General features: G+C 57.1%; 18 protein-coding genes. 12 read left to right on the forward strand and 6 right to left on the reverse strand.

The features are described 5' to 3' along the window. Window positions 1–823 precede the first annotated feature (823 nt). Window positions 824–1078 (forward strand): hypothetical protein, encoded by a 255-nt coding sequence (locus LKE08_RS22345; protein WP_324706477.1) that lies wholly within the window; start codon window positions 824–826, stop codon window positions 1076–1078. Window positions 1079–1689: 611 nt separating this feature from the next. Beyond that, window positions 1690–4797 (forward strand): phosphoenolpyruvate carboxylase, encoded by a 3108-nt coding sequence (gene ppc / locus LKE08_RS22350; RefSeq protein ID WP_324706478.1) that lies wholly within the window; start codon window positions 1690–1692, stop codon window positions 4795–4797. 84 nt (window positions 4798–4881) lie between these two features. Here the strand turns inward: ppc and LKE08_RS22355 are convergent, their stop codons facing one another. After that, window positions 4882–5325 carry a hypothetical protein gene (locus LKE08_RS22355; protein WP_324706479.1) on the reverse strand — a complete coding sequence of 148 codons (444 nt, stop codon included), beginning with the start codon at window positions 5323–5325 and terminating at the stop codon, window positions 4882–4884. 300 nt (window positions 5326–5625) lie between these two features. Between LKE08_RS22355 and LKE08_RS22360 the strand changes: the two genes are divergently transcribed. Both LKE08_RS22360 and LKE08_RS22365 read left to right on the forward strand, forming a co-directional pair. Further along, window positions 5626–6228, forward strand: coding sequence for a hypothetical protein (locus tag LKE08_RS22360; protein WP_324706480.1), 603 nt, complete (start codon window positions 5626–5628; stop codon window positions 6226–6228). Between the two features lie 45 nt (window positions 6229–6273). Beyond that, window positions 6274–6777 carry a YbjN domain-containing protein gene (locus tag LKE08_RS22365; protein ID WP_324706481.1) on the forward strand — a complete coding sequence of 168 codons (504 nt, stop codon included), beginning with the start codon at window positions 6274–6276 and terminating at the stop codon, window positions 6775–6777. Between the two features lie 42 nt (window positions 6778–6819). Here LKE08_RS22365 and LKE08_RS22370 read toward each other — a convergent pair whose 3' ends face one another. The 3 genes from LKE08_RS22370 to LKE08_RS22380 all read right to left on the reverse strand — a co-directional run bounded on the left by LKE08_RS22370 (window position 6820) and on the right by LKE08_RS22380 (window position 10994). Beyond that, on the reverse strand, window positions 6820–9276 hold the full coding sequence (locus tag LKE08_RS22370; RefSeq protein ID WP_324706482.1) for a putative PEP-binding protein: 2457 nt from the start codon (window positions 9274–9276) through the stop codon (window positions 6820–6822). A gap of 95 nt (window positions 9277–9371) precedes the next feature. After that, window positions 9372–10106, reverse strand: coding sequence for a glycerophosphodiester phosphodiesterase family protein (locus LKE08_RS22375; RefSeq protein WP_324706483.1), 735 nt, complete (start codon window positions 10104–10106; stop codon window positions 9372–9374). 24 nt (window positions 10107–10130) lie between these two features. Beyond that, a complete protein-coding gene (locus tag LKE08_RS22380) occupies window positions 10131–10994 on the reverse strand; it encodes an alpha/beta hydrolase (RefSeq protein ID WP_324706484.1) in 864 nt (287 codons plus the stop codon). A gap of 235 nt (window positions 10995–11229) precedes the next feature. On the opposite strand from LKE08_RS22380, the gene LKE08_RS22385 reads away from it, so the two are divergent. Together LKE08_RS22385 and LKE08_RS22390 are read left to right on the forward strand one after the other, a co-directional pair. Further along, window positions 11230–12687: a RecQ family ATP-dependent DNA helicase gene (locus tag LKE08_RS22385; RefSeq protein WP_324706485.1), complete on the forward strand. Its 1458-nt coding sequence runs from the start codon at window positions 11230–11232 to the stop codon at window positions 12685–12687. A gap of 83 nt (window positions 12688–12770) precedes the next feature. Continuing rightward, entirely contained in the window at window positions 12771–13637 is an 867-nt protein-coding gene (locus LKE08_RS22390) for a papain-like cysteine protease family protein (RefSeq protein ID WP_324706486.1), read from the forward strand. 332 nt (window positions 13638–13969) lie between these two features. Here LKE08_RS22390 and LKE08_RS22395 read toward each other — a convergent pair whose 3' ends face one another. Continuing rightward, window positions 13970–16429: a VIT domain-containing protein gene (locus LKE08_RS22395; protein ID WP_375341458.1), complete on the reverse strand. Its 2460-nt coding sequence runs from the start codon at window positions 16427–16429 to the stop codon at window positions 13970–13972. Window positions 16430–17656: 1227 nt separating this feature from the next. Between LKE08_RS22395 and LKE08_RS22400 the strand changes: the two genes are divergently transcribed. From LKE08_RS22400 to LKE08_RS22420, 5 genes are all read left to right on the forward strand, one after another. After that, entirely contained in the window at window positions 17657–19372 is a 1716-nt protein-coding gene (locus tag LKE08_RS22400) for a CTP synthase (protein ID WP_324706487.1), read from the forward strand. A 395-nt stretch (window positions 19373–19767) separates the two neighbouring features. Then, window positions 19768–20190 (forward strand): hypothetical protein, encoded by a 423-nt coding sequence (locus LKE08_RS22405; RefSeq protein ID WP_324706488.1) that lies wholly within the window; start codon window positions 19768–19770, stop codon window positions 20188–20190. 207 nt (window positions 20191–20397) lie between these two features. Beyond that, window positions 20398–20952, forward strand: a complete 555-nt coding sequence (locus LKE08_RS22410; protein ID WP_324706489.1) for a pentapeptide repeat-containing protein — start codon at window positions 20398–20400, stop codon at window positions 20950–20952. Window positions 20953–21060: 108 nt separating this feature from the next. Beyond that, window positions 21061–22461 (forward strand): HAMP domain-containing sensor histidine kinase, encoded by a 1401-nt coding sequence (locus LKE08_RS22415; protein ID WP_324706490.1) that lies wholly within the window; start codon window positions 21061–21063, stop codon window positions 22459–22461. A gap of 207 nt (window positions 22462–22668) precedes the next feature. Further along, the gene (locus tag LKE08_RS22420; RefSeq protein ID WP_324706494.1) at window positions 22669–23577 is read left to right on the forward strand and encodes a tetratricopeptide repeat protein; all 909 of its coding nucleotides are present in this window, start codon (window positions 22669–22671) and stop codon (window positions 23575–23577) included. A gap of 78 nt (window positions 23578–23655) precedes the next feature. Here the strand turns inward: LKE08_RS22420 and LKE08_RS22425 are convergent, their stop codons facing one another. Further along, complete coding sequence (locus LKE08_RS22425; RefSeq protein WP_324706491.1) at window positions 23656–24054, reverse strand: response regulator; 399 nt, start codon at window positions 24052–24054, stop codon at window positions 23656–23658. Between the two features lie 760 nt (window positions 24055–24814). Here LKE08_RS22425 and LKE08_RS22430 point away from each other — a divergent pair. Then, window positions 24815–26640, forward strand: a 1826-nt coding sequence (locus tag LKE08_RS22430) for a DNA topoisomerase (ATP-hydrolyzing) (protein ID WP_324706492.1), incomplete at its 3' end; no start/stop codon positions are given.

The raw sequence follows: 26640 nt of genomic DNA on the forward strand, positions 1-26640 counted from the left end.
CTCCATCTTACGTCTGAACCGTGACCCGTCTGCATATCCCAGACATTACATCTGGGCGTTGGCTTCTGGTCACATCTTACCCCCATGTGGCTTGCGCTTACACTTGCGGATTTGTTGCCTTCACTACTTGCTTAATCGACCATTGAGCAAGAGCCAGTATGGGGTTATTTCGTTCCATCTGTATGGGTATTCCATCCTTAGACTTATCCTTTCCCCCGGTGTACTTTTAAGGGTCTGTGTGGATAGCTGAAAGAATCTTCCACTTTTCCACTTACTCATTCGAGCAGCACCGTTATCAACCTGTTTTCGATACCAAATATTATCGAGGGTTCATGACAGATATTCACCTTTCGGTTAGTCATAGATGATTGGCAGTGGTCAGAGTGTTGGTGGCAGATTCCACCTCACCGCCTTCCGTTCCCCGCTTCAATCCTGGGTTTGTGAATCCCAAAACTGGGGGTGGCTATCGCCTCCTCTCTCGAAGATTGTTAAAGAATTGTTAAGATTCTCCGACTTTCTCCTTGACCCTGAGAGTTCCCACCTCATTTAGTATCGTGCGATATTAAACTTGGGAACATACAGATAGTTATAAGGCTGGTCAGGGGTGCGCCCCTTATATTCACCCGAGGGGGTGAAAGCCTTACCGGAAGGTTATTTCGGGCATTTCAGCCCTATTTTCTCCCGAACGAATCGCACCTTTCGACTATATTTTGGCATAGTTAGGGCAGAGTTGAAGACCCGATCAGTCCGAGTCCGGCCCGCGATTCGCCCGACGGGTTCCGAGGCTGGGCCGCACCGGCGTTTGCATGGAGGTAAGTTGTCGATGTCACCGTCTTCTTGGGGCGATCCGTCCCCCCCCCCGAACACTTCCGAACCCTCCCCCACCCTGCCCTCCGACTGGCTGCTGGGGTTGGCCGCGGTTCCCTTCGTGGGGGCGATGGCCGGGGGCCGCCTGATTCGAGATGTGGTGTTGGGGTTGAGCCAGAGCAGCGAGGAGGTGTTCCGGGGCGATCGCCTCCCCGTCCTGCACTTTCCCCAGACGCCGCCCGGGGATTCCGATGCGGAACCCTCGGATTGAGGGGTGGGGGAGAATTGACAATTGACAATTAATTGTCTTTCTCCCGACCTGTCGCTCCCGCCACCCCGGATATTTTCGGGTTGGCGGGCGGAATTTGACATCACTTGACTATCGGAAAATCGGCGGTTCCGCTGCCGGGGAAAGCCCTTTTTTTCGGAGAGTTGTTGACTGGAAGCGGAGACAAATTTTCCCCGCGATCGCCGTCATTTTTACGGTGTCAAAGCGGGGGAGAACGGCCCCGGGCTACGGGAACGCCAGCACTGAAAAAGTCTGGAGAGCGCCGTTTTTCGGCCCCCGGCGACCCTCGCCGTGCCGGGACGCGATCGCCCACCTCCTTGCGCCGGCAGAAAATGGGCTTCGGCCGCCGGTGTAACGCCCCGTACCGTCCCCCAATTTTCGGCGGTTTTTAATTGTAAAATTTAGATCCGAGAATCGTCTCTGGAGTCAATATACCACAAAACGGCGCGGTCGATTGATACATCAGATACATCGCCACCAAATTTAAGGAAGGCTGGCGATGATTTCTCATCAGTTCCCCCGCCATATTCTACGAAGTGTCTACCCGACCAGTATAATAAGTTGGATATTCTTGCTAAATAGGAACAGACCTTATGAGTTCACTGCTCCAATCCTCAGAACAGGTCCCCAGCGCGGTCGTTTCATCCAATGCTCCGTTAACAGCCTCAGACCTCTTGTTACGCAATCGCCTCAAAATTGTCGAAGACTTGTGGGAAAGTGTACTCCGGCAGGAGTGCGGACAGCAATTGGTGGATCTGCTGCTGCAAATGCGATCGATGACCTCGCCGGAGGGGCAGGCCTCCCCCGATCTCAAAGCCAACGTCTGGCAAATTATCGAGCAACTCGACATCAACGCGGCCATCCGGGCGGCCCGGGCATTTGCCCTGTATTTTCAACTGATCAATATCGTCGAGCAACACTACGAGCAGCGGGATCAACAACTCGCCTACGCCCACCTCAAACAGCAGGGGAAATCCTCGGTTGCCCCTGGCAAGTCCGGCGGCTCGATTTTTGAAACCCGGAATCAGCGCTTCTCGGATGCGGAAGAGGCGCCGGTGGACGTCTCCGCCCCCGCCGGATCGAGTCGGGACGGCCGTGACCGGGCGACCTTCCACCACCTGTTTCCGATGCTGCGGCGGTTGAACGTACCCTCCCAGGTGATCCAGCGGCTGCTGGACCAACTCGACATCCGGCTGGTGTTCACCGCCCACCCCACGGAAATCGTGCGCCACACGATCCGCACCAAACAGCGCCGGATCGCCAAAATTTTACAGCAATTCGATCGCGTCGATGAAAGTTACGGCGGCCTGAGAAACGAGGACGCGGAAACCACCTCCCTCGTCACCGCCTGGACCGGCGAACTGCAAGAACAACTGCGGGAAGAAATTCGCCTGTGGTGGCGCACCGACGAGCTGCACCAGTTCAAGCCCACGGTCTTGGACGAAGTGGAATACAGTTTGCACTATTTCCAAGAAATTCTATTCGACGTCATCCCGCAACTGTACCAGCGCATCAAGCAGGCGCTGCACCCCTCCTTCCCCTACCTGCGGCCCCCCAACTACGATTTCTGCAAATTCGGCTCCTGGGTGGGGGCCGATCGCGACGGCAACCCCTCGGTGACGCCGGAAGTCACCTGGAGAACCGCCTGCTACCAGCGCAACCTGGTGCTGGAAAAATACATCCAAGCCGTCGATCACCTCAGCCGCCTGTTGAGCCTGTCCCTGCACTGGAGCGACGTGCTGCCCGAACTGCTCGAATCCCTCGATCGCGACCAGATCCAACTGCCGGAAATCTACGACAAAGTCGCCATCCGCTACCGCCAGGAACCCTACCGCCTGAAACTCTCCTACGTCCAGAAGCGCCTGGAAAATACCCGCGATCGCAACGAGCGCCTCTCCAACAGCAACGAAGTCGAGCGGGAGCGGGAGCGCATCGTCACCAAAGATCGGGACGGCAGTCTCTACCACTCGGGGACGGAATTCCTGCAAGAGCTGCAACTGATCCAGCGCAACCTGGAAGCCACCGGCATCCACTGCCGGGACCTGGAAAATCTCATCTGCCAGGTGGAGATCTACGGCTTCTATCTGGCTCGCATGGATATGCGCCAGGAGTCCTCCGTCCACGGCAACGCCATCAACGAGGTGGTGGAGTACCTGCAACTGCTGCACAAACCCTACAACGACCTCACCGAGTCCGAACGCGCCCTGTGGCTGAGTTCGGAACTGCAAACCCGCCGCCCCCTGATCCCCGCCGAGCTGCCCTTTTCCGAAAAAACCTGCGAAACCATCAACACCTTCCGGGTGATGCGGGAACTGCAACAGGAATTCGGGGCGGAAATTTGCCAGACCTACATCATCAGCATGAGCCACGACGTCAGCGACCTGCTGGAGGTGCTGTTGCTGGCCAAGGAAGCCGGACTCTACGACCCGGCCACGGGCGTCGGCAACTTGAGCGTCGTGCCGCTGTTTGAAACCGTCGATGACCTGAAGCGGGCGCCGAGGGTGATGAAAGATCTGTTCGAGTTGCCCCTGTACCGGGCGATGTTGGCCGGTGGCTACGAAAAATACCGGGAAGTGGGCGAGGACATCAACGCCTCTTTGCAGGAGATCATGTTGGGGTACTCCGACAGCAACAAGGATTCCGGGTTCCTGAGCAGCAACTGGGAAATTCACAAGGCTCAGAAATCCCTGCAGAGTTTGGCCGAGTCCTACCACGTCGGCATCCGCATCTTCCACGGCCGTGGCGGTTCCGTGGGCCGTGGCGGGGGTCCGGCCTACAAGGCGATTTTGGCGCAACCGGGCAAGAGCATCAACGGCCGCATCAAGATCACCGAGCAGGGGGAGGTGCTGGCCTCCAAATATTCCCTGTCCCAACTGGCGCTCTACAATTTGGAGAGCGTGGCGACGGCGGTGATCCAGGCCAGCCTCCTGCACACCGGATTCGACGAGATCGAGCCCTGGAATGAAATTATGGAGGAGTTGGCGACGCGATCGCGGAGTTGTTACCGACGTCTGATCTACGAACAGCCCGACCTGGTGGAGTTCTTCGAGCAAATCACCCCCATCCAGGAAATCAGCCAACTGCAGATCAGCTCCCGGCCCGCCCGCCGCAAGGGGGACAAGAAAAAGGATATTTCGGGCCTGCGGGCGATCCCCTGGGTGTTTAGCTGGACCCAGAGCCGCTTCTTGCTGCCCTCCTGGTACGGCGTGGGGACGGCCCTGCAGGAGTTCGTGGAGGAGGAGCCGGAAGAACACCTGAAACTGCTGCGCTACTTCTATATCAAATGGCCGTTTTTCCGCACCGCCCTCTCGAAGGTGGAAATGACCCTGGCGAAAGTGGATTTGGAAATCGCCCACCACTACGTCCGGGAATTGAGTCACCCCGAAGACCGCGATCGCTTCGAGGCCCTGTTCGATCAGATCGCCACGGAGTACAACCTGACGCGGAAACTGGTCCTGGAGATCACCGGACAGCAGGGTTTGTTGGACAATGACCCGGCCCTGCAGCGATCGGTGCAACTGCGAAACGGCACGATCATCCCCCTGGGACTGTTGCAGGTGTCCCTGCTGCAACGCCTGCGCCGCCACGGCACCGCCGCCACCCCCGGCGTGATCCATTCCCGCTACAGCAAGGGGGAACTGCTGCGCGGCGCCCTGCTGACGATCAACGGCATCGCCGCCGGGATGCGGAATACGGGCTGATGTAGGGAATCGGGAGTCGGTATTAGGGAGTCGGGAACAATTGATAATTGTCAATTATCAATTATCAATTGATTTCCCCGCGCCTCAAAAGGCGTACACCCGGCCCCGTTCGTCGATGAAGATGGCGCGGTTTTGGTGGGGGTCGTCGGCGGCGGTGGGGCGGATGCTGACCCTGAGCACGTTGTCGCGATCGACGTGAAACTCGTAGGTGAGGGGGTTCGTCGAGGCGGGGGTGTTGATTAGGATGCTGCCGGTTTCCCCCCGCCGAGGATTGACTTTCAGGAACAGTTGCCCCGTCGCCCCCGGGGGGAGCGATCGCGGCGGCTCGTTCGCCCGGGCGTAGTTGAGGAGCCGGTCGGTTTCGTTGGCCAGTTGGACGACGATGGGGCGGCCGGGATCGACGGTGGCCCGGACGGGGGAACCCGTCACGAGCCGCGGCCCGTCGCTCGCGGGTTCCGAGAGGGTCGCCGGGGGGGCGAGGGTGCCGCCGATGATCCAAACCAGGGTGGCCAGTGCGGTGTAATTCATGGTCAGATCCCAATTCGACGCTTCAGTAATCTGTCCCCAAGCGGGCGATCCGGATGTGATCGCGCGACAATCTGGGGCGGTCGATATCGGCAGGAATGTCGGTTCGAGCATCTCCCGAAATTTTCTTGCGACTCCCGGCAAAACGTGCTATTGATTAGGGTGAAATTTCGTAAAATCACTCAAACTGTCAGCACCCCGCTCTGAAAAGACGGGGCTTCGTGCCTCCCCTTCAGGTGAGCGCCCGAGCCAATTTGCCGACGGTTTACACGGTCCCCAAACTCAGTCGCACGATCGCACTTTATGTCTGGACAACTGGTTCCTTTTCATGTCCCGAGTGGTTGGGCAATTCTTCACAATTCCTTCGTGGATGTAGACCCGAACATTCAAAATGGCTACATCACGAACGGCGAGTTTTTTCATGAAAATTTGCTGTCGGTCAAACCCATCGAGTTCGATGGCACGGACTGGGTGACAGTTCGGGACGGGTACGAATTGCAGTTGGGGTGGTATCCGCAATACAGCCCCGACGGATGTTACCGCCTGACGGTGAGTCAAGGTGGCGAGGAAAACAAAACGGTCGTCAAATACGAGTCGAAAGACCGGGAGGAAATTCGTCAGGTCGTCGATCGCTGCCTCGGTTGGGTGTCCCGACGGGCGGGGATAGAAGAAATTAAAAGTTTGCTTGAAATTGAAGGAAAAGAGATCCATAAAAACGTCGTCGGCTTCCGGGGAATTCGGAAGAAAGTCGCGGAGCCTTCCCTGGAAAAAATAAATCGATTGACCTACAGCCAGGTGGGATGGTGGGTCCCGGTTTACTACGAAGTTTGCAACATGGTTTATCTGGATGAAAAACCCAACGAAATGTCCTACAATGGGTTGACAGCGGAGAACCAGATGGCATGATCGTCCCCGAAACAAATTCATTGGATTCAGGAGATTGAAAAACCGATGGTCGTTTCCGAACCAAATCAGCAAGAAACCATTTCAACTGACGAGCGCTTTTTAAATATGCCTTTGTTTGATGTTTTAATCGAGTTCCTGACGGAGGATGGTTGGGTCTACAAGGAGATCGAACATCGCCGCGTTTTAGCCTTGGGAATTGAAGGAAAAAACGGCCGATTTGACTGCTACGCGATCGCGCGGGAGGAGGAAAAGCAAATTACCGTCTATTCGATCTTCCCCGTGAAAGTGCCGGACTACAAGCGCCAGAACGTCGCTACCTTCGTGACGCGGGTCAACTACGGCACGATCATCGGTAACTTTGAACTGAATTTCTACGACGGCGAAATCCGCTACAAAACCAGTTTGGACGTGGAAGGCGATCGCCTCACCCCCGCCCTGGTCAAACACTTAATTTACACGAACGTCACCACGATGGACAAGTTCCTCCCCGGCATCATGTCGATCGTCTACGGCAACATCTCGCCGGAGGAGGCCATTTCAAGATATTAGGGTGTGGGGTGTGCGGGCGTGGGGTGTGGGGAATTTTAGATTTTAGATTCTTCCCCTCTTTAATTCCTCTTCCCCGACTCCCGACTCCCGACTCCCGACTCCCTTCCCCTTTCGGGAGGCTGCCAAAATCAACCGCTGTTCGGCCCGGGCGATGGCGAGGTGGGTGGGGGCGACGGCATCCAAACTGACGGAAATGGATTCGATTCCCCACTCGATGAGGGCGTCGATCAGGTCGGGGTAGAGGGTGGGGGCGTCGCCGCAGATGGACGTGCCGAGGCCGAGGGTATGGGCCGTTTGGATCAACTGCCGCAGGGCTTCCAGCAGGGCGGGGTGGCGGGCGTTGAGCTCCCCATCGCGTCGGGTGCGATCGCGATCGATTCCCAGCATTAACTGGGTCAGGTCGTTGGTGCCGATCGCGATTCCCCGCGCCCCGGCTTTTTCGTAGTCGGCCAGTTGGAAAATCACGGAGGGCACTTCCGCCATCATCCACAGTTGAAATTGCGGATTCCGGGTCAGTCCGGCCCGTTCGACGCAGGTGCGGTAGGTGGAAAATTCCCCCACCGACCGCACGAAGGGCAGGATCAAATTGATGTTGCCGGCGCCGGCTTCCTGCAAGTCCGAGAGCACGGCCAATTCCAAATCGAATAAGGTGCGATTCTCCGGCGACCGATGCCAGTTGCACAGCGAGGAAGATTGCAGGCGGACAAATTCCGGGACTTCGGCATTTCGGGACGGGCGCACCCGGTGGTAAAACTCCCGCAGGTCGAGGGCGCGATAAAAAATGGGTTTGGGGGCCAAAATACTCGCCAACTTCCCCAGGGGGGCCTTCATGCCCCGGACAAAGCGATCTTGCCCTTCCGGTTCCAGCCAGTGTTGGAAGTTCGGCAGTCCGTCGGTGTCGAAGGTGTCCGCCCCCCCCGAGAGCAGGTCTAGGGCCAACAACTCCGATCGCACCAACCCCACCCCGTCGATGGGGAGTCCCGGCAGTCGGTCGATGGACTCGGATTGGCTGACGTTCGCCATCAACCGGGTGGCGGTGGGGAATTGGACGGGGACGATTCCGGGATTCCCGGCGTTCGGGTCGGCGGCGGAGACATCCCCGGTTTCGGACTTTTCCGGGGCGACGGGCCGCACCTCCCCGCGATCGCCATCGAGGAGCAGCACCTGCCCCGTCTTCGTGCGTCGGGTGGCTTCGAGTACCCCCAGCACGGCCGGAATCCCCAATTCCCGGGCGACGATCGCCCCGTGACCCGTCATGCCACCCTGTTCGGCGATCAGGCCGGAAGCCCGTTTCAGTAGGGGGAGCCACCGGGGGGTCAGGGATGGGACGACGAGGATCGACCCGGATTCAAATGTGGCGAGGTCGGCGTTGGTGTCCGCGATCACGTAGGCCGAGGCGACCGCCCGACCCTTGGCCGCCCCCAATCCCCACAGGGAACCGCCGCGGTCCGGCGCCGCGGCTCCATCGGCCGCGGACGGCGGCGGGAACGTGTTGGAGACGTCCCCCATTTCCCCCGCACTGCGGACGCCGGAAATCAACCATTGGGGTTCGGAAGCGTCGGCAGTCCCGGCGACGACCCAGTCGATCCCGCAACTCGAACCGATTTCGGCGATCGCCAGCCCCATCGGCGGAATCCAGGCAGACCGCCGGGATTCGGTCAAGATCCACTGCTTCTGCCGTTCTTCCTCGATAATTTTGCCCCCGATGGGGGGGTGGCCGGGTACGGGGGGGAGGCCGTCCCCCGTGTCCTCGTCGGGGCCAGATTTGAGGCGGTAAACGATACTCTGTCGCCCCCGGGTCTGACCTTGGATGTCGCCGGTTTCAACGTCGATCTGGTGGCGTTCGGGTTCGGCTTCCCCCGCCGTGCGGTCGAGGGTGAGCCCCCAGTTGGCTCGCACCAGCAGGGTACCGCGTCCGGAACGGCAGGCGGAACCGGAGGCGATGGCGTCGGGGAGGGGTTGCACCAGCAGGGTGGGTTTGAGTTGGGGGAGGGACACCCCTTTTGTCCGCCAGTACAGCAGACTTCTGGCTCGAAATACTTCGGCCCAGGCCCGTTTGACGCCCGAGGCGACGGACTCCGCATCGGACCGACAGGAGGCGGTTTCGAGTATCCCGGCGGTTTTGAGGTGGGGGACGATCAATTCGGGGGACAGCAGGCAGGCGGCGGTTTGAAAGGCCCCGACGGCATCGCCGAGGGCGGAGATCCAGTCCGGGGGCAGGGGGGTGTTGAGGATCTGCGATCGGATTCTCTGGGCGATGATTTGGAGTTGGCGAGAGTTGTTGATGTCGAAGTATAAGAACGATTCGGGCAGGTCCACGAACAGCGGATCAGACCAGTCGATCGACCGCAAAAACTGCCAAAATGAAGCTGCCGAAATCACGAACCCGGGAAGTACCGGATGGCGTTGTCGGGTCAAATTACCGAGTAGAAATGCACGGTCGCCAACCGTTCCCAGATCGGATGGAAGCAGTTCGTGGAGCCAGTATAGATTATCCACATCTTAACCCAAGCTAATTGATGGCACTGCGGAAGCGTTGCGGATGGTTGTCGGCGATCGCGGGATAGTATCAGCCCTCCCAAGCTGGTTATCGATTAATTTCCAATGATATCAGAACCGATGAGGGAATTGGTAACGATCCGCCCGATACCCGCCGCGGCCAACCGCCGAAAATCGTCGCGATCGTCCACCGTCCAAACCACCACGTCCACACCTTGAGAGCGGCTGATTTCGGCTAGGCCGGGACGCTCTAAAATGACGTGATACTCGCTGCTGAGGATGGCATTTCCCGCCGCCGTCGCTTTTTCGAGTTGCCGGGAGAAATCATCGTTCGTTAACATGAAATATCCGATCTGAATCTGGGGGGAACGTTGACGGCAGCGGGTCAATAATTCCTCATTAAAAGATGTGAGAATGGCGCGATCGCCCAGTTTTGCAGCCTCCACCATCTCCAGCAGGGTTTCGAGTTCCCCCTCCGACCATTCGGCGTGGGGTTTGAGGTCGAAATAGAGATGACCGCCGATGTCTTTCAACCCCGCCAACGTCTCTTCTAAGGTGGGGATGGTCGCCCCGGCGTAGCGTTCCGCGAACCTGGCGCCGGCGTCGAGTTGTTTGAGTTCGGCGAGGGTTTTTTCCCGGACGGTTCCGGAAGTTCCGGTGATCCGATCAAGGGTTTCGTCGTGGAAGATGACGGGGATGCCGTCGGCGGTAATTTGCACGTCGAATTCGACGGAGTTTGCCCCCCGGCGGACGGCGGCTTCAAAGGCGACCAAGGTATTCTCGGGGGCGATGGCGGAAAAGCCCCGGTGGGCGATCATTTCTAAGTTCAATATTCGAGCCTCTTCACGGGTAATTTAAACAGTAGAAACTGGGGTTTGGATGAGCCGGTCTAAAAATTCCGCGACGGTGCGGTTGAAGGATTCCGGTTCCACCAAAAACGGCCAGTGATTTCCCGGCACTTGCCGAATTTGCAGATTTTTCAGATAGTTTTGATAGGGTTTCAATTGCCAATCCGTGCGGTTGACCCCCCGTTCCGGTTGAATCAACAAGGTCGGGATCGCGATCGCCTCCGTCAAACCCGGCACTTTCATCACTTCCTCAAACACACCATTTCGGGCCGCGACGGTAAATTTCGACCCCCATTTTCCATCGGGTTTCGCTTCCACTGCCTCCCGAAAAACTTGCCGTTGGGATTCGCTCCACCCCGCGAATTGGCTGAGTTCTTTTGCCCGACTTTCGGCCGCTTCAAAACTCTCAAAGGGACCCATACATTTCAGGGAATCTAATTTTCGATAAACGATGGGAAGGGTGAGTTTCAACACCCCCGGCATTTTGGTGATAAAAATCGGATCGACCAAGATCAGACTGCGGAACCGTTCCGGCCGTTTTGTCGCCCAAATGGGAAGCAATTTTCCCGTCCAGGAGTGCCCCAGAGCGTGGCAATTCGACCAGTTGAGATGACGCAACAACCCCTCCAGATCGGCGATCGCATCCTCGAAGCTGTAGCCGCGATCGGGTTTGTCGCTGTCGCCGTGTCCCCGCATATCGGGGGCGACGATATGATAGCGATCGCCGAGATATTCGGCCAGCCTCGTCCAAACTAAGGCGTGATCGGCGAGCCCGTGCAGGAGCAACAGCGACTGTTCGCCGTCCGGATTCCACTCCAAATAGGACAGGGCGATCGATTCGAGTTCTAGGGTTTTGCGGGTGGGCGACATTGCAGAAATTGGAAATTTTGATTAAGAATTCAGAATAGCTGGCACAAGGAGACGAGATCGATGATAGTCTTAAAATTAATTGCATATTTTGATAACTTTGTCAACCCCGCCGGGGCAATGGTTCTCCCTCGACCGCAACCGAATATTAACCGAAGATTAACTCGGGCGATCGCTCCCGAATCGAGAGCGAGGGTCATTCTCCGTCCGGTCGATTTTTGAAACCCGAGAACAGACCATGATTTCTAAATCCCAGTCGGCCGCAATTGCCGACGTCCGGAACGCCCTCAAACAGATCTGGGGATACGACGACTTTCGCCCGCCCCAAGGGGAAATTGTCCGCAGTTTGATGGAAGGAAAAGATGCCCTCATTGTCCTGCCTACGGGGGGCGGAAAATCCATCTGTTTCCAACTCCCCGCCCTATTAAAAAACGGATTAACCCTGGTGGTTTCGCCCTTGGTCGCCCTGATGGAAAACCAAGTGCAAGAACTGCGCGATCGCCACCTCCCCGCCACCCTCATCCACAGCCAAATCTCCCCCCAAAAACGCCGCCAAACTCTGAAACAGTTGGAAGAAAATCACCTCAGACTGTTGTATCTGTCCCCGGAAACCCTCCTCAGCAAACCCGTTTGGAACGTTATTTCTAAACCCGATATTTCCATCAACGGATTAATCTTAGATGAAGCCCACTGTTTGGTACAGTGGGGGGATACATTTCGCCCCGCTTACCGCCGTTTGGGGGCCGTCCGCCCCGCCTTATTAAAGAACAAACCCCCCGGCAGCAAAATCGCGATCGCCGCCTTTACCGCCACCGCCGATCCCCGCGCCCAAAAGACGATACAAACCGTCTTGCAACTGCAAAAACCGCAGCCCTTTTTACTGAGTCCCTATCGCAAAAATTTGCACGTCAAAATTCAACGGGTGTGGACTCCAAATGGACGGCAAAAACACCTGCTAAAATTTATCGGCGATCGCAAAGGAAAAGCGGGATTAGTTTACGTCCGCACCCGCAGGGACAGCGAAGAATTGGCGGATTGGCTGCGAGAAGAGGGCTACAAAACCGCCCCGTATCACGCCGGACTCGACTCCGAACAGCGGCGGGGAATTGAAGCGGATTGGTTGGGGGGAAAGCTGACATTTGTGGTCTGTACCTCCGCCTTCGGGATGGGCATTAATAAACCCGATGTCCGCTGGGTCGCCCACTTCCAACCGCCGTTATTGTTATCAGAATATATCCAAGAAATCGGACGGGGCGGACGGGATGGTAAACCCGCAGAAGCCCTGACTTTGCTGTGCGAACCGACGGGTTTTTTATATCCCGAAGACAAGCAGCGTCAGCAGTTTTTACAGGACAATCTCCGCCAACAAACCCAGCAGGCGAAACGGTTAATTAACAAACTGCCAAAACGGGGAAATTTAGACACCGTGTCCGCCCAATTTCCCCAAAGTGCGATCGCCCTCTCCCTCCTCCACGCCGCCAGAAAACTGACCTGGATCGATCCCTTCAATTATAAAATAACCGAAAATAACCTCTCTTTTTCCGAAGATTCCAACGCGATCGCCATCCGGCAGATGAACCAATATTTTGGAACCCGAGACTGTCGCTGGAAATTTCTGTTGGAGGCGTTCGGGTTTGAAAAAGAGGCGAAATCGTTTCGCTGCGGTCACTGCGACAATTGCGATCGGCATCAATAGCGATCGTTGGATTTTCTGGATGTATCGACGATGAATCATTTGTCAGACATCCTCAGTCGCCGAAATGAAAAGGAGGAATTTTGATGTTATTAATTATTCCAATTTGTTTGGTTCCCCTGGTTTTGGGGATAATGCTGGGAAACCGTTTGGCAAAGCGGGGACTGACCGCAGAAAATGCCCTGGAGAAACACCAAAAAACAGTTTATTTTATCGTGATTCCCGTGACGATCGCGATCGGTTTGGGGTTGATTTTGGGAAAACTGGAGCTCACCGGATGGGTTCCCCTGTTCATTTTACTTCATCTGGGGGAACATTTTGACAGTTTGGTGTTGGCGATCGGATGGTTCGGCGTGGGATTATTACTGGGACTGGAATGGCGGGGACGGACAGAATTGAAACGGCTGCAACAGCTCATTTTGACGATAGTTGTAATGACCGTACCCCTGTGTTTTTTAATGTCCTACTGGCTGCCGGTTTCGGTTTCCTCACCCCTGATAATGGATGGAATTGTCCTACAAACCACGACTTACACCTGTGCCCCCGCCAGTATCGCAACCTTGGCAAAATGGACGAAAATTGCACCCGATGCCACCGAAAAAGAAGCAGCCACGATCGCCGGAACGAACCGTTTCGGGACGGGGGGTTTGGCTGAAATGCGGGCGATGCGTCGCCTGGGATTGAAGCCGGAATATCGGCGGGATTTAACAGTCAATGATTTGGTCATATTAAATCACCCCGCCCTCCTCCACGTCAAAGCCTTAATCGGGGGCGAAAGAATCGGACACGCGATCGCACTTTTGGCGATCGATCCGGTTGAAAAAACCTTCACTATCGGCGATCCACTCGACGGAATTCATGTCAAATCTTTCGAGGAATTGGAACCGGCGGCGGGATATTGGACGGGAGAAGCGGTATTGGTAAAAGCCAGCGCTTTTCCAATCGCGCCGTGACCAATTTTATGGCGGAAAAAATCCCCCCCCAGATCATCCCCCCCAGCCCCCCTTTGTAAGGGGGGAGAATGGAGGGATATTCTCCGATTTGATAGTGGCGAATATCCCCCCCAGCCCCCCTTTGTAAGGGGGGAGAATGGAGGGATATTCTCCGATTTGATAGTGGCTAATATCCCCCCCAACCCCCCTTTGTAAGGGGGGAGAATGGAGGGATATTCTCCGATTTGATAGTGGCTAATATCCCCCCCAGCCCCCCTTTGTAAGGGGGGAGAATGGAGGGAGAATGTCTTCAAAGTCCCCCTTATTAAGGGGGATTTAGGGGGATCTCCCATTTACGGTTTAACCCGAAGCGTCAACCGAATGGTCCGATCGCCCGACATTTGGAACCGCCAACTTTGCAACGATCGCGCCACCCGTTCGATGGTAATTAACTCCTCCCGAGTCCCCGACAAACTCATCGTCGAAGCGCGATCGTCGAGGATCACGCGCCCCACATTTCCATCATTAACCGAGATGTCAAATACCAGTTCTCCCGCCACGTCTTCGGGGAGACTCAACCCCTGCAAATAGCGATTCAATTCGGCTGTTGGGAGGCGATCGAGTCCTTCCACCGCGACCACTTCCAAACGAGAGAAAATCGACCCCATTTGTTCCGGTTCTTCTAAAGGTGAAATCGGAGAGGGAGGCGGCGCGGGTGCGACGGGTACATTTCCTCGGGTTCCGCCACTTTGTAAACGGGTACGCAGACGATCTGCGCCGGTAAAATTAGTTGAACCTTGTAAACGGGTTGTCGTACTGAACTGATTATTTTGGGGAGCTCCGAAAATTCCATCGTAGCTGACTCCTTCGGGAATTTCCACCGGCACTTCGACGGTGTAACGCCGTCCTTCCGGATCGACTCGCACCTCTTCGCTGACGGCGATAAAGGCGGTATATTGAGACAGTAAACGGTAATTTAAGGCCGTTTCCGTGACCGTTTCCACCCCGGATTTTGTCTCAACGGCGAACATTTGATTCATCAGATCTTTGATTTTGGCGCGGCCCCACAAACTGGCGATCGCGGTATTGCCTGCATCGGAAATAAAATTAACCGGAATTATCTTTTCGTAGCGATCGCCCCCCGCGGCAATTCCGACAATTTTGATCCGTCCCCCCCGGCGATCGGATTTGCGTCCGTACAACACCAGCGGCTGACCCGAAAACAGATCCGGCGCCATGTTTGGATACAGTTCCACTGGGGTTCCGTCCCCCTCCCAACTGACTTCGATATTGGTGAGAATGGGATTGTTAATTTCATTCAAAAATTCCTCGGTCGCCGCCTCGATGGGTTCGTCTTGGCGGACGACGCGAACCGTGCCCCGTCCCACCTCCGCCAGACGATCCAATAAAAACCGATTGACGGAACTTCCCACCCCGAAACTGTAGAGGCGATTTCCCGGTTTTAAATTGCCCTGAACCGCCGCCAAAACTTCCGTTTCATTCCCGATATAACCGTCCGTAACTAAGACGATACTCCGCAGCCGTCCGGGTGGTGGCGGGGGAAAATCTGTCACGGCTTGAATCCCGTTCAACAGTTGCGTGCCGCCGTTGGCTTCGAGGGTGTCGATGTAGGCGATCGCCCGTTTTCGGTTGGCTTCGGTATTGTTTAACGGGGTCGGAGAGAGGCTGGTCGCGGTATCGGAAAAATCGATAATTGTGAAGGTATCGTCGGCGTGCAAACCCCGGATAAATCGGCGCATCAATTCTTTGGATTTGACCAGCGGTTCCCCCTGTTGGGAACCGGACGTATCCATCAAAAATACCACGTCTTTCGGGACGATCGCCCGTTCGGGATAGTCCAACGCCGGAATCAAATAAACGGCGAAATGTCCGCCCCGAGCATCGGCTTGGCTGAGGACGGTGGCTTGGGTATTTTCCCCCGCAATTCGATAGCGGAGGATCAGGTCTTTGTCGGGTACGCGATCGCTTTCCGCGAGGGTGACTCGGACGGCATCTCCCCGATTTTCGGTGACGATATCGTGGGAGGGCGATCGCACATCTCGGACGGGAACGCCGGCTTCAATTTCCACCGCAATTTCGATTTTATGTTCGGAGGGAATTTCGGGGGGGAGAACCGGCGGATTGATGCGGGATGCGTCGGGAACGCGATCGGTTCCGCGTTGTCCATTCAACGGGTTTCCGGGAATGTAGCGAGGGCCGACGACCGTGGGAAATACGAACTCGTAATCCCCCCCGTCGAATTGCAGGCGATCGCTGTAGCGGATGGTGACTTCGATAGTTTCTCCGGGTCTAATATTTGCCAAAGATTGAGTGAAAATATTCGCTCTTTCTTGTTCGAGTAAACCTGCCGTCTGTCCCTGTTCCCTCGCCCGTTCGTAAATTTCCCTCGCCTCTTCCCGCTTTTTGATATCGGCTTTGATAATGCGATCGCCGATTTTGATTTCCATTTCGTCAACAGCCGCTTCGTCGGGGAGGGGGAAAATATAAATGGCTTCTAAGGGTTCATCGAAGGGATTTTCAAAGATTTGAGTCACCGCCACCCGCGACACGTTCCCCGACACTTGGGCGTTTACGCTCGTCCGTTTGAGGGGAAACGCCAGTTGGGTTTCAGCTTCGGATTGGACGTAAAGTCCGGCGGGGGAATCGCTTGGGGTTTGGCTCATCGGTCGGCTTTCATTTTGTAAACTTTGGGCGATCGCCGGGGGCGAACCCCAACTCGCCTCCGCCGTCGATTTTGAGGGGATAAGGAATAAGAATAAAAGTGCGATCGGGGTAAATGCTTTGAATTTCATTGTTGTAGATGATAAAATAGAATCGGATGCGTTTACAAGAGAGTCACCGGGAAATCGAAGCGATGGGAGTTTCTATTAGAGACCGAATGAATTGTACCTCAAAATGTTCCCGATCGCGGAGGTTTCCAATTTCCCCCCATCCCCCCTTCCCTACCTCCCACCTCCCACCTCCCACCTCCCACCGATTGCCTATTGCCTATTGCCTCCTATTGCCTATTGCATCCCACCGATTGCCTCCCATAAAAATCTCACCCAATTGAATCGAATCAACCGGATGAGATGGGTTGTCAACTTCCAGGGAAAATTGACCGCTGAGAAGTTAAAACAAAATGACCTAATCTTGTCCTCTCTTCACGGTATTTTGAGCGGATTCCGGAACGGGAGAGCAATCTTTTTGAACGTGTCGTTCGTGGGGGTCGAGAATGAGAGAATCTCGCCGAGGGCGATTTTTCCCCCGGCATTGCCGGCGGGGGGTCGCCGGCGACAATTGAACGTCCGACAACCGACCCCGGACGACCGGCCCGGAGTCCCCCGCATCTCCTTCCCGGACATCCGCCACGGCAGCGGATTCCGCACTGCGGAAGCCCCAGCGGCGGGCACTTCCCGAACAGTCCGCGAGAAATTGCCCGGTCCGGTGGTTTCACCCCGAAGCCGATCGAGTCGATCTGCGGTATCATGATTTTGGGTAACTGAAAAGCCACAGTCTCGTGCAGAAGTGCGATCGATTGCCATTTCAATCGGCGATGGTGTATGGGAGTCGTGTTGTCAGAGGGATCATTCCGACGGTTCGAGAGCCGGACGGAATTTGAAAAGCATCGGTTCGAGTTGAATGATCAGGTTGATAATCCTCCGCCCAAAATCCACCCATCAAAAATGTCAGTGCGGACTCGAAAAATCGTTTTTTTCGTCCCCAAAATTTGCGACAACTGAACGAAAATCAGGGCCGGCTTCGGAGGAATGTCGGGGAACCGAAAAAATGGGTGCGAGAAATTTGGCAATGACGATCCGATCCGAACTTCACCGATGGATTGTTTCCGGAGGAAATTCGTCGGAGAATGGGCGAAAATTGGGAGCGATGCGAATCACATTTTCCCCGAATTGGAAGCGCCGATCGCCCGTCAATATTTGCTTTCGGGCGTTTTTGGGTAGTCCTCCAAACCCCCGGATAGGATTGTGGCACAATGAGTACAGTTCCCAAAGGCAGGGTTAGCGTTGGATCACATTTTTATGACCAAGTTTGTTTTTATTACCGGTGGTGTTGTCTCCAGCATCGGCAAGGGAATTGTCGCGGCGAGTTTGGGGCGCCTGTTGAAATCCCGGGACTATTCCGTATCGATCCTCAAATTGGACCCCTACATCAACGTCGATCCCGGCACCATGAGCCCGTTTCAGCACGGGGAAGTCTTCGTCACCCAGGACGGGGCCGAAACCGACCTCGACCTCGGACACTACGAACGATTTACCGACACCTCCATGTCCCGCCTCAACAGCGTCACCGCCGGTTCCATCTACCAGGCCGTGATCAACAAAGAACGGCGGGGCGACTACCAGGGGGGGACCGTCCAGGTGATCCCCCACATCACCAACGAGTGCAAGGAACGCATCCACCGGGTCGCCCAAAACACCAACTCCGACGTGGTGATCACCGAAGTGGGTGGCACCGTGGGGGACATCGAGTCCCTGCCCTTTTTGGAGGCCATCCGGCAGTTCCGCAAGGACGTCGGCCGCAAAAACGTAGTCTACCTCCACGTCACCCTGATGCCCTTCATCGGCGCCGCCGGGGAGATGAAGACCAAACCCACCCAGCACTCCGTCAAGGAACTGCGGTCCATCGGCATCCAGCCCGATATCCTCGTGTGCCGGTGCGATCGCCCCTTGCCCCCCGGCCTCAAAGAAAAAGTCTCGGAATTCTGCGATGTGGAAGTGGAGAGCGTCATCACCGCCCAAGACGCGGATAGCATCTACGAAGTGCCGCTGATTTTGGAACGGGAGGGACTCGCCCAGCAAACCCTGGAACTGCTGCAACTCGAACAGCGGCAACCGGATCTCAGCGCGTGGCAAACCCTCGTCGATCGCCTCTACCACCGCCGGGGCACCGACATTTCCCCCCTGCCGCGCCAGAATATCGAAATCGCGATCGTCGGCAAATACATCCAGTTGAGCGATGCCTACCTGTCCGTCGTCGAAGCCCTCCGCCACGCCGCGATCGCCCTCGGGGCGGAACTGAACCTGCGCTGGGTCAACTCCGAAGACCTGCAAACCGCCGACGTCGAAGCCGGCCTCGAAGGCGTCCACGGCATCATCGTCCCCGGCGGCTTCGGGGTGCGGGGCATCGACGGCAAAATCGCCGCCATCCACCACGCCCGAGAACATCGAATCCCCTTTTTGGGTCTGTGTCTGGGGATGCAATGTTCGATCATCGAATGGGCGCGATACCGCGCCGGACTCCCGGGGGCCGACAGCGCCGAATTCGACCCCGACACCCCCAACCCGGTGATCAACCTGTTGCCGGAACAGCAAGATGTCGTCGATCTCGGCGGCACCATGCGGTTGGGACTCTATCCCTGCCGCCTGCAACCGGATACCCTCACCGCCAAGCTGTACGATCGAGAGGTAGTCTACGAACGCCACCGCCACCGGTACGAATTTAACAACGCCTACCGGACGCTGTTCCTGGAAACCGGTTATGTTATCAGTGGCTCCTCCCCCGACGGTCGCCTGGTGGAGATCATCGAACTTCCCGGACACCCGTTTTTCATCGCCACCCAGTTCCACCCCGAGTTTCAGTCCCGACCCAACGCCCCTCACCCCCTATTCCGGGGCTTCGTCGAGGCAGCTTGCGGTTCGGAACTCTCGCGGAACGGCGCCGGAGGAGATGAAAACAAAGGCGACCCGGACGGCAAGTTGAGTGCGGTGCTGAATGCGTCAGCCGACGCCCCCTAGATGGAATGGCAGTCCGGGCGTCGAATCGATGGTCGTCGGCCCGGAGTGCCCCCCGTTCTTTCTGTCATTCCCAATGCCACATTTTCTGACAGTTTTCATCAATGACATCCCATTTCTCCGTCGGGTGAGGTCTAAAATTGAATGTCCGAGGGCAAGGAGGATTAATCGATCGTTGACAATCGACAATCGACAATTGACAATTATCAATTCTTCCCGACACCCTGATCGGGGGAATCGGGAATGGGGAGTTGGGAATTGAAGGCAATTCAATCTCAGGCTCGGGGCGCCGTGCCTTGCGCCCCTACTAAAATTCCCGACACCCGACACCCTGATTCAAAATGGACCTGATGAGATTGAAAATTGCTATCGAAGGACTCGCGGGTTGAGGTGATCTCGTGGCGCACTGGATCAAACTGCTTTACGAAAGGGAGACCTATATAATCGACCTAGCCGGCATCGGTGCGTTCTGTGCCGGGCCGAATCATCGCCTGACGTTTTGGTTGAAAGATGGCAACCAGCCCATCATCATCCATCCCAAAACCAACCCGGAAGCCTATCAAATTATCCTCGACTATATCAAACAGCAAACGGCGGGCACCCCCGCCGCCGGCTCTTGGGTCAGAATCAATTACGATCGCAACGAATATATCATCGACTTGAGCCGCATCCAAGCCTTTAGCTGCGATGCCACCCAGCGGATTCTGTTTTGGCTGCCCAACGCCCGGGAGCAAATTGTCATCAATCCCCACGGCAACCCCGGCGCCTATCAGCGGGTCCAAGACTACATCTACAAAACCACCGGCTATTTGATTCCTTGAATACTCTCATCGGTTTGACTGATGGGATGGGAACGGCGAGATCCCATCGAAAATGGGTCGATTTTCGGCGATCGCCCCAAACCCTAAAAAAAGATTAACACAACTTAAACTTTTGTTACGAGGCGGTAAATTGTCAATCAGAATTCAGCCAAAATACCCGGACTCCCCTGCGGTATGGGATGGCACGTTTACGGCTCAAAGAGCGAGATGCAGGAATTAAGTGCGAAGGAGTTATTGTCTCAATATGCGGAAGGAAGGCGTAACTTTGGGGCGATCGCCCTCAACAGGGCCAATTTATTTGAAGCCAACTTGGAAGACATCGACTTAGAGGGCTCCCACCTGGTCCAACTCCATATGCCCTACGCCAACCTCAGCTACGCGAACCTCCAAAAAACCCAGATCCTCGAGGTCGAGTTCGGCGACATCCAACTCTACCACAGCAATCTCGCCGATGCCACCCTCCGGACTAGCAACCTGTCCCGAGCCAACCTGCGCTCCGGCAATTTGCGGGGGGCCACCCTGTGCGACATCAACTTGCAGGGGGCCGACTTGTACAACGCCGATTTGCGATCGGTTCACTTGCGAAATGTCGATCTCCAAAGGGCCAATTTGGAACGCGCCCGCCTCGAGGGGGCAACATTCGTCGGATGCAACCTGTTTCGGGCTAAAGGCATCAACCTGTCCCCTCTCGAATGCGATCGCACCGTCGCCCCAGACGGATTTTGGCTCGGCGTCGGAGAACCGGACACCCCCGAAAACTGATATATTAAACGCAGGTGGTGCGATTCGCCACACCGAGGAATCATCCCCGTTTTGCCGTGAAACCCAGAGCTCGCGACGGCAGACCCGAGCTGCGCCCAATTTTGTCCCGTGTCAGATGAATTGACGACCCATTTATCCCCCCCCCGACTCCTAGAAGGAAATCGCCCAGATTTGGATTTGGAAGCCACTCTGGGAGATTTGCCGAGCTATCACTTCGGCGTCCGTTCCCACTGTCGCGCCGGGGAAGTGATTCGAGAATTTCGGCAGAACCCCCTGCTGCCGGGGGTTCTGCTCTGGGACGACGGCTCTCGACCGCCCCGCCTGTCGGGGTTGCTCTCGCGGCGGCAACTGTTGGAATTGCCAATCCGGCCGCGGGGGTGGGAACTGCTGCAGGCGGAGTCCGTGGGGGTCTGCCACAGTTACGCCGGGGTGCCGACGCTGATTTTGCCCGATCGCCTCACCCTATTGGAGGCGGCTCGCCAAGCCTTCCGCCGGCCGCCCGAATTGCTGGCCGAACCCGTCGTCGTCAAACACGGGGAAACCGACCCCATCCCCTATTCCATCCTCAGTATCGACGACCTGAACATCGCCCACTGGCAGATCCGGGGGATCGAAACCCAAGTCCGCTACGAACGCACCCAGGTGCAGATGATCCAGAGCGAAAAGATGGCCAGCTTGGGGCGGCTGGTGGACGGGGTGGCCCACGAGATTCTCGACCCGGTGGGGTTCATCTGGGGCAATTTGACCCACCTGACTCAATACGCCGACGATCTGATGGGGCTGCTGTCGGCTTACGAACGGTACGTCCCGGAAATGCCGGCCGAGGTGCGATCGCGGAGGGAGGAAATCGAGCTGGACTTTCTGCGGGAGGATCTGCCCCGCCTCACCAAAAGCATCCACGGCGGTGCCGAACGGCTGAACCGGCTGGCGACGGGTTTGCAGAATTTTTGCCACATCGACGACGTACACCCGAAACCGGCCGACTTGCAGGGGTGTTTGGACGGCATCTTGTTGCTGCTCAAAAGCCGCATTTCCGGCATCGCCATCGCCCGCCACTACAGCCCGGTGCCGCCCGTCTCCTGCTACATCGGACAACTCAATCAGGTGTTCATGAATATCCTCACCAACGCCATCGACGCCCTGATCGATCGCGCCGTCCGACGGGATTGGGTGGACGAGTTCGGGCCAGCCTCCCCGGAGGACCGCGGCGAGCGGCCCCGGATCGACATCACCGTCAAAGTCTGTCTGGGCGACGGGAGCACCCCCGACCCGTCGAGTCCCGGACGGCGGTGGGTGTCGATCCAAATTGCCGACAATGGCCCCGGAATGTCCCCCCGAGAGCGGCAAAAAATATTGGACTCCTTTTCCACCCGCCGCCGCGCCGACAAAGAAACCAGTTTGGGACTCAGCTACGAGATCGTCACCGCCAAACACGGGGGCCAATTCGAGCTGCGATCGCAACTCGGCGTGGGGACGGAATTTGAAATTTTGCTGCCCCTGAACAATTGATAATTGATAATTGACCATTGATAATTATCAATTCATTCTCCCCCGACTCCCAAAAATTGGGCTTGGACTACAATTCTGGTCAGGGTTCACCCGATCGCCGAGATCGGGATGGGTTCCAAAGACCCGGAAACGCAGGAACTCGGGAGGTTCCGCTTCCCATTCCCCATTCCCCATTCCCCATTCCGCGATCGCTTACAATTGTTAATCATGATTTGGATCTCGAAATTTTCACCTTTGACCGGACTCGACCGCATTCCCCTGCTGGCGCTTTCCGTCGCCCTCGGTCTGGCGGGTTCCGTCCGGCCCGCGGCCGCCCAAGCTCTGTTGCCCTACACCCTGAAACTCGAATCGGAGCAACTCGAACAGACGGGACTGGGACTGATCGAGGAAGCCGCCCAACTGACGCGGTTCCAGCAATATCAACTCGCCCTTCCCCGGGCGGAACTGGCCACCCAACTGGCCCCGGACAACTATCAGACCTGGGCGCTGCTGGGCAGCCTCTACGTCCAGACGGAGCGGGTGGAGGAGGGCATCGAAGCCCTGCAAAAGGCCCGCGCCCTGGAGCCCGACAATCCGGGGATTCTCTTCGTGCTGGGGGAAGCCTATTTTCGCCGCGGGGAGTATCAGAAATCCGTCGATGAAATCGAAAAGGGGTTGCAACTCCAACCCGACGTGCCCGGCGCCCTGTTCGACCTCGGTAACGCCTATTTCCGGCTGGAACAGTTCGACGAGGCGATCGCCCGCTACGAGAAAGCCTACGAACAGGAAAAGAGCCTCTGGCCGGCGATCAACAATATCGGGCTGGTGGAGTACGAACTCGGAGAAACCGAGTCGGCCGTCCGCCGCTGGCGAGAAGCGATCGCCATCGACGAAGCCGCGGCCGAACCTATGCTGGCGATCGCCGTCGCCCTCCACCGCCGAGGCGAGGCGGAAAAGGCGCTGGAACTCGGACAGACGGCCCTGCAACTGGACATCCGTTACGCCGACGTGGAATTTTTACGGGAAAACCTGTGGGGCGACCGGCTGATCCGGGATACCCAGGCCTTTCTCTCGACGCCGCAGATGCGAGAGACCATCACCGCCCTCGAAGACCAACCCGCCCCGGGGATGCCTTAGCGGTGGGAGAGGGAAAACCGGAGGCGATCGAGATGCTACGGACAATCGCCGGCGCAATGGGGCATCGGTCGCTTCTCGTCATTCTTTCGGCAACAGCGACTTGATTTTTTCCACAAATTCTTGGTGGTCGATCACCGGTTTGGAAATGTAGTCGTCCGCACCGCTTTCGGCCAAAAAATCTTCGCGATCGCCGGCCATCGCGTGGGCCGTCACCAGGATGATCGGCAAGTTCGCCGTCTCCGGGTCGCCCTTGAGCAATTGGGTAATTTTGATGCCGTCCACCGCCTTGCCGTCGTAGACACTGCGGGCCAGGGACACGTCCATCAAGATCAGGTCGGCCTCTTTGGTGCGGGCCATCTCTATGACTTTATCCACATCTTCCGTGTGTTGGACAGCCAACCCCCCCCGCTTGCTCAAGATTTTGGCAAAAACGCGGGCGTTAACCGGATCGTCTTCTACAATCAGAACGGTCTTCATCTAAATCTCCGCTGGACAAACTCTCCAGTAACGATGTGCAATCTTAGCACGACCTGGATTGAAAAAGTCGGGCGCGCAAAAAGCCCCGCTTTTCATTATGACCCAAAACCGGGATTTCAAGCCCCGCCCGGAAGGGGCGGGGAGTGTCAATCGGAACGAAAACAACCTCCGAAATCTCCGAAGTCAAATGGACGGGGACGGTTGCGACTCTGACCCGCTCGAAACCCATTCTGGGGGGGAGCAGTTGACAGCACTTTGGGTTTTGCTCGATCTTAGAATAAATGGCTTCTCCCTACAAAACTGCAAGGAATCTCCGATCGGGTTTTTCCCGAAGCCGCTCGGCCGACTCCCCTCCCCGGGAGCAATTAATCTCCGGCCGAGGTGGCGGTCTGGCGATCGCACCCCCAACCCGGGCACAACTCCAAACAGTGTAGCGAGAGATGTCCGACATTGCCATTGAGACCGAGAGCCGTCAGGGTACAAACCCCACAGATTCGACTCGTCTCGGACTTCGACCCGTCGCCCGACGACGGCAAAAACCGGGGTTGAGTGGTGTTGCCCGGTCTGCAATTAAAATGGTATGACGTAAAAAACAACAAGTCCGCGACGGCTTCAACTCCAGCGTTTTTAAACCTCGGTCAATTCTCGTGGCAGTTGCCCGAACGGTCAGGACAAAGACCAACACTCACATCCAGACGGTCAACATTTGTTTTTTCCGTTCCCTGTTCCCCGCTATAGATACTCACACCGATCTTTCCTCATGGCCAGACAGTTAAACCTCCTCTCCGGGGAAGTGATCCCCACGTCGCTCCACACCGAAATGCAGCAGTCGTACCTCGAATACGCCATGAGTGTGATCGTGGGGCGGGCGTTGCCGGACGTCCGGGACGGACTCAAACCCGTCCACCGCCGCATCCTCTACGCCATGCACGAACTAGGACTGACCCCCGATCGCCCCTACCGGAAGTGCGCCCGCGTCGTGGGGGACGTCCTGGGCAAATACCACCCCCACGGCGACCAGTCGGTTTACGACGCCCTGGTCCGCCTGGTGCAGGACTTCTCCAGCCGCTATCCCCTCCTGGCCGGGCACGGCAACTTCGGTTCCGTGGACAACGACCCCCCCGCCGCCATGCGGTACACGGAAACTCGGCTGGCCGTGATCGGCAACGAGGGCCTATTGACCCAGGTGGGGGAGGCCACCGTCGATTTTGCCAGCAACTTCGACAACTCCCAGCAGGAACCCACGGTTCTCCCCGCCCAAGTGCCCTTCCTCCTCCTCAACGGCTCCTCCGGCATCGCCGTGGGCATGGCCACCAACGTCCCGCCCCATAATTTGGGGGAAGTGGTGGACGGGTTGATCGCTTTAATCGATCGCCCCGATCTCCCGGACAAAAAATTGCTGCAACTGATCCCCGGCCCGGACTTCCCCACCGGGGGGGAAATCGTCGCCACGGAGGGCATCGCCGACGCCTACACCCACGGCCGGGGCAGCATCGTCATGCGGGGGGTCGCCCGCATCGAACAGGTGCCCACGGCCGGCCGGCGGCGGACGAAAACCGCGATCGTGGTGACGGAACTGCCCTTCCAAGTCAACAAAGCGGGCTGGATCGAAAAGGTGGCGGGTTTGGTCAATACCGGGCGTCTGGAGGGAATTTCCGACATCCGCGACGAGAGCTCCCGGGAGGGGATGCGGGTGGTGATCGAGCTGAAGCGGGAGGCCACCCCGGAAGTGGTTTTACACCACCTCTACCAACACACGGATCTGATGTCGAAATTCGGGGCGATTTTCCTGGCTTTGGTGAACAACCAGCCCCGACAATTGAGCCTGCGGCAGATCCTGCAAGAATTTTTGCAATTTCGGGAGCGCACCCTGGTGCGGCGCTACACCCACGAGTTGGGGGTAGCCGATCGCCGCATCCATCTGGTGGCGGGGTTGCTCAAGGCCCTGTCGAATTTGGACGAGGCGATCGCGATTTTGCGGAACGCCCCGGACGGGAGCACGGCGAAAGTCTCCCTGCAAACCCGCCTGGACCTCGACGAACAGCAGGCGGACGCGATTTTGGCGATGCCGATGCGGCGGCTGACGGGGTTGGAACGGCAGAAGTTGCAGGACGAATTCGACGAGCTGACGGCGGAGATCGCTGGGCTGCACCGGCTGTTGGAGGACCGGTCGGAACTGCTTAAATCCTTGAAAAAAGAGCTGCGATCGCTCAAAAAGCGCTACGGCGACGCCCGCCGCACCCGGATTATTTCCTCTACGCCGGAACCGGCCGCCGAGCCGTCGGGAGGCGGTACCGCCACCAGCGACCCACCCAAAAAAGCCCCGATTCTGCGCCCCCAACTCCCCGAAGAAGATACCGTCGTCGAGGTATCTTATCGGGGGTACGTGCGGCGGGTGCCCCCCAAAACGGCCGAGTCGCGATCGCGGATGTCAGAAGATATCACCGTCGAAACCGGGGAGGATTTCCCCGTCGCCACCTACCGGACGACCACCGCCGAGCAGATGGTCATCCTCAACCGCATGGGCAAGGCCTACCCCCTGAACGTGGCCGACATCCCCGGCGGTTCGGCGCGATCGCGGGGCGT

Source organism: Lyngbya sp. CCY1209 (assembly GCF_035615495.1).
Classification (GTDB): Bacteria; Cyanobacteriota; Cyanobacteriia; order Cyanobacteriales; family Microcoleaceae; genus Limnospira.